The organism is Candidatus Cloacimonadota bacterium, from assembly GCA_011372345.1.
Taxonomy (GTDB): domain Bacteria; phylum Cloacimonadota; class Cloacimonadia; order Cloacimonadales; family TCS61; genus DRTC01.
Window position 1 is genome coordinate 1 of the sequence record DRTC01000204.1, and the last position, 5,818, is coordinate 5,818.

The 5,818-nt window shown below is 34.8% G+C and carries 2 protein-coding genes; both read left to right on the top strand.

Translation table 11 applies throughout. From position 1 onward, the window contains the following. The first annotated feature begins 237 nt into the window (after positions 1-237). Positions 238-903 (top strand): hypothetical protein, encoded by a 666-nt coding sequence (locus ENL20_04000; protein ID HHE37718.1) that lies wholly within the window; start codon positions 238-240, stop codon positions 901-903. A 239-nt stretch (positions 904-1,142) separates the two neighbouring features. Next, positions 1,143-1,925, top strand: a complete 783-nt coding sequence (locus ENL20_04005; protein HHE37719.1) for an MBL fold metallo-hydrolase — start codon at positions 1,143-1,145, stop codon at positions 1,923-1,925. Positions 1,926-5,818: the final 3,893 nt, after the last annotated feature.

Sequence of the window (5,818 nt, forward strand, 5' to 3'; positions counted from 1 at the left end):
ATTTATTCCGAAAGCAAATAATAGATTAAGCATGGATATCGATATTATGAAGCAAAGTAAGATGCTACTGATCCTTGGCAATAGTTGCTTCTTATAAATGGTAGCGTTCATGCAATTAACTTCCTGCCATTTATAAGTTTAATGAATTTGATGTTGGATTATTATGAAGCAAGCATATAAGAGTGTTATGACGCCGACTGGCGGGATAATACTGAGTTATGCAAAATGGATAAATAAATGGATCAATCAACTATTCAATCAATTGTCGAGTTTTCAAAAACAATTAATTTGAGTGCATGGATAACTGCGGGTGCCACTTTATTATTAGCTGTGCTCACTTTTGTTTATGTGAGACTTACCGGGAAAATTTTGTCTACTCAATCTGATCCTTGTGTCATTATCTCAGTTATCCATGATGAGGAACGGCCGACAATCCTTCAGTTAGTTGTGCGTAATATAGGTTCTGGCTTAGCACATGACATTAAGTTCGAATTTTCTCGTCCGCTTCCTGTTAGGGAATTTGGGCTAACTAAAGACAGAGCGAAAGAAGTGGTAGTAATGAAGGACGGTCCATTAATTAATGGAATACCGGCTCTCGGTCCTGGCGAGTGTCGAAAAATCGACTGGGGGCAATATGGCAGCCTGTCAGCCGCTCTTGGTGATGAGCCTGTTATCGCCACATGCAGATTTAAAAAGAATGGTAAAGAGATGGAACCAACTCGGTGTCCTCTCGAAGTTAAATCATTTGAAGGTACGGTCGCCGCTGAGAAGCCAGCAACAAAGATGGCTAAAGAACTCGAGAAAATATCTAGAAGTATTCAGCACCTTTCATCTGGATTTCACAAATTGAAAGTAGAAGTAGTTTCATTGCCACCAGAAAAAGATGTTGAAGATGAAGCATAACAATTGGGTGCACTTGACCGCCATTCCGCTGCGGCCTTCGGCCTTGCTCCATGTCGGCAAGTGACCCTGGTCGTTATGTGCTTTATAAAAAGAGTAAATTATCAGTTTGAATAAAAATAATTGAATCTATCTTTTCATGTATGATATGAACAACAAGCTTATTTATTAGTTGTAGGTAGGTAGTTCTATGAAAAAACATTATGTAGATTATACAAAATACTATTATTAGGAGATTTGATATGAAAAGAATTCTATTAAATATTCTTTTGATAACTATTTTATTACAGGGTTGTTCAATGATTAAAATAAAAATAACTGTAAGCGATAAAAGAAATCCAAAACCACAGAGCATTGAGTTGCCTAACGATATTATAATCACCACCTGGGGAACAGTAAAAATTAATAAGAAAGAATGGTTTCCTTCAAGCTTTATGATTGAAGCACAAGGCAAGGTATTCTATATCGACCCTCTTATGATTGGTGAAACAACTCCAGCTGATTATATATTTATAACTCATGCTCATCCTGACCATTTATCCATAAAAGATATTGAAAAAATAGTCAAGGAAGAAACATTAATTATTTGTCCTAAAAATGTTGCTAAAAAGCTTTCCAAATACAAGATTAGAGAAGTAAAACCTGATGATATATTAAATCTGGATAATATAAAATGTGAAGCTGTAGAAGCATATAATTTGAATCGTGTTTTTTTATGGATTAAAGCTCATCCAAAATCAAAACAAAACGTTGGTTATATTTTGACAATAGACGGCACAAAGATTTATCATGCAGGAGACACTGATTTTATACCCGAAATGAAAAATATTAAAGATATCACAGTAGCATTGGTTCCTGTTGGTGGAGATAACTTAACAATGGATATTGAGCAGGCATCGAATATGATTAACACGCTAAAACCAATGTTGGTTATCCCAATGCATTATGATCCAGAAAAAAAAGAAAACCTGATAAATTTTAAAAAACGTGTAGAAAAAAGTATACAGGTAAAATTTATGGAATAGATAAAAACTGAATAAAGGTTGAGTATAAAAATTATATATAAAAAATAGGCTAGAAATAAAGCACTATGCACATAACAAAATCATGCAGTTAACCGCCTCGCTCTGGCGCCTTTATGAAAATATGTCTGTTAACTAACGTTTTGTTCTTTTATGAAGTTATGTGCGAAATATCGGCGGCAACTGATGATTAACGTTATCACTATTACTAATTCAAACAATCCAACTACTCATCCCATCCTACCAAAACTTAAATGACCTCTCCAATAAAATCTCATGCGAATCATCTTCCTTAAAAGGCAGTAAATTATATTTGTAGGAGATCTTGAATTTATAAGGCAGGTCATATCGCAGGGCAAAGTAGTGATAAATTCCCATATCAGAGCCGACTGCCAGGTCTTCCGGTTTCTGGAATTGGGCTTGATAATCGAGGAAAAGGTCGTTGCTGATATATTTTCCCATCCTGATGGTGAGGTTGTTCAGGAACATATAGTAATCTTTATCCACCTGGTCGTATTCACTGCTGTTTTCTTCAATCAAAAGTTCATTGCTGTTCTGGTTGGAATTATATTTATTGAAGAAATTCTGGATTATTTCTGTCTGTATCTGGAAATAATCGAGGTCTAACCATTGACGAATTCTGTTTTCCAAGGGATAGATCAAAGGATTAAAAAGAAAAGTCCCGATCTCCATACCGGCTAACTGGATGATCTCGTCCTGCAGGAGTGAATTTTTCTGCGATTCGGAGATTTCATCCATACTTCTGTTATAACGAAGTTTGGAAATAATATCAAGCATTTCATCCTGCGGATCATCGCTGTTCAAACGGAATTGCAGATCTACGCGGCCATCTTTGGTTTTTTCCGTGAAAACATCGAGAGTGATCAGTGTTCCGTCCGCTGCTTTTTTATAAAATGTTCCCCTGATATTAACTTCATTCCGGAGATCGCTCAACATCACCTGGATATAATCGGCAGCTAATCTCGAACCGACAAAATCGATCTCCCCTTCTTCCGAAATAAAATGTGCTTCTGCTGGGAACATTCTGCCGTTCTCACATTTCAGGTTCAAATAACCATCTTTATTGACCAGCAGATTGGTAGGATAAGTAACATAATTAATATTGTCTCCCACGATCAACATCAAATCCATGGTAAAAGGATAATAATATTCAGTCTTTTTTTCTTCTTTGGATTCGGTGATAATTCCAAAAAGATTGAGCAGATTATCTGTTTTGGGAGGATAGATCAGTTTTCCATTGGAAGCATAAATATCACCGATGATTTGGATATTATCAAATGGACCGGAAACCAGCAGATCATTGCTGTCTCTTCCTTTGATTACAAATTGAGCGACTGAACTTTTGGGAGTATATTCAGGAATATGAACGATCAAACCCTGATCATTTGTATGCAGATAGAATTTTCCAAGATTTATCATTCCCAGGATGAAATCATTGTCGTCGTGATCGATCTTATTCGTTATATAAAGTCTTCCATCGCCTGTACTCAACCGAAAAGATCTGACCTGCATCAGATTTTCATTTATCTCAAATTTGACATCGATCTTATCAACTTTTTCCAACTGGTCTTTTAATTCCAGACTTCCTCTGGTCAAAGCAAAATTTCCTTTACACACCGAAAGTCCTGTTTGACCCATATTAAGTTTTAAATTCAGAGATGTTTTGGAACTTCCTTGTTCAAAATAATCGATCCTGTCAGCGAGCATCTTCAGTAAATCACCTTTATAATCGATCTCCACACAATTTGAATCAGGAAAGGATTCGTTATTCAAAATATTATAACCAATCGCACCTGAACATTGCAGATTTTCATTTTTATCATTCTTTATATATAGTTTGGAAATATTTAAGAGACTGTCTTCCTGGCTTGCAATACACTTGATCGAATCTGCTTTTATCCCATAGATATCGATATTTTGAGCAGAAAGGTCAAAAGCAAAATTATTCTTTTTTTCTGCGAGGATAAATGAAAAATCAGCGTCGATCTGACCGGAAATTTCTGCTTCAGGATAAATGTTCTCGAGCATTAATTGAGAGATCGAACCGGCAGCTCTTATCTCCGGATCTTCTTTGAGAACAAGTTCCCCGTTAAGTTTGAGAAAATTTTGATCATTTGCCGAAATAGTAAAATTATTAATATCGATACCGGAATTATCACCCTGAATTTGAGATTTCCCGGCAAGTTTTTTCAAATTTTGATAACTGAAATCTGTTATTTCAACATTCCCGGAAATATCTCCTTGTTTGCGGGAATCATAATTTATGTTAAAATCGAGCAGACCTTTGAAATCATTTGCAGTCGAGTAATTCGTAATATATTTCAAATATTCGTTGATCTTGATCGTTTTTCCAGCAGCAGAAACACCAAAATCAAATTCCGGTTTCAACCTAAACCAGCTTTGTAATTCAACAGAATCATTGAGTAGGAATTCATCGGTTTTTATACTATCAAGCAAACCTTGTGCTGTAATTTTTATTGTAAACGGTTCATAATTCAATTTCGCATTATGCGATTCCAATTCAAAGAAAGTCTTTTCATTTTTCAAGTCAGCAGCGATAGATGTCAGGAATATTCCGTCTAATTTTCCAAAATCCTGGTCAAATAATCGTAAAGAAGAATTTGCGATCAGACTGTCCGGTTTTGCTTTTACTTTGATATTCCCGGAAACAAGTGGAAAAGCAACTTGATTCAGCGGAGCATTCAGATCGAATCTTTTTAATTTCAGTTCTCCTTCCAGATCGCGGGATTTAATATTTCCGCTACAATTTAAAAAAATATCATCTTTTTTACGATCTACACCTAATAAAAATTCGTTCCCGGAAAGCTTTGCTGATAAATTCAAATCTGAAATTTTGTTTTCGTTATTTTGAACGAACAAATCACTCAAATCAAGATCAACTTTCAGTTCATTTTTATAAAAAATATCTGTGACCAGATTTCCACTTAAAAACAAGTTGTTTCTCCGGAATTTCATACTATCGGAAACTGCCTGGAAAGTAAATCCCTGATCGAAACCATAATTCCCGTTTCCTTTGATAAGATTGTTTTCCCAATATGCATGATTCAGAAATAACTGAACTTTGTTTTTTTCCAGTTTTGTTCGGATCGAAATATCCGTAATTTCCTGTTTCATTATTTCGATTTTTTCTGAAAGCAGGTTTGTCTTGATTTCCGGATTTTTCAACTGCCCGAAAACTTTCATTTCAATAGATGCTTTTCCCCTTAAAGTCTTCACATATCTCGACAAATCTATTTTTGAGGATATTAATTCAGCAGAGATCGAGCCTTTATCTAATAAATCATCTATAACTGCTTTTCCTTCAAAATCATTTTCGTCAATTTGCAGATTTTCAAAACCGATATGTATTTTCTTCTCATTTCCGGAAACAGCAATTTGTCCGGCATTTGCTTCCTTCTCAAATTTCTGCATAAGAACATCTTCAAGATAGCCGTTGTAAAAAAAGTTTCCTTTTTCATAATCTGCTTTCAGGTTAATTTTTGCGGAAAGTGTATCAAGAAAATTTATTTTTAGTTTTCTTGGAAAAAAATCGGAAATTACGATTCCTGCTTTTTCTAAAGAACCTTTTTTAAGAATTGCATTGATTTCAAGTTTAGACGAATCTGCAGAAATGGCGTGAAAATTTATTCTTGATTGGGAAGTATTTTTAATATTTAAGGAAATGTTTTGCCAGGAATTACGGAATTCCAAAATTTCATTTCTATAACTTACAGAAATTTTCCCTTCATAAATATCCAATTTTTTGAAGAATCCGGTAATGTCGGGAATTTCTATTTTCTTTTTTTCTTCTTTGGGAACTTTTTCTTCAGTTGATAAAATTTCCAGGGAAATTTCCGGTTCATAGACCTTTATGC

Excerpts from the sequence above, each read along its gene's own strand:
- ENL20_04000 (HHE37718.1), top strand. The coding sequence starts at position 238 with ATGGATCAATCAACTATTCAATCAATTGTCGAGTTTTCAAAAACAATT.
- ENL20_04005 (HHE37719.1), top strand. The coding sequence starts at position 1,143 with ATGAAAAGAATTCTATTAAATATTCTTTTGATAACTATTTTATTACAG.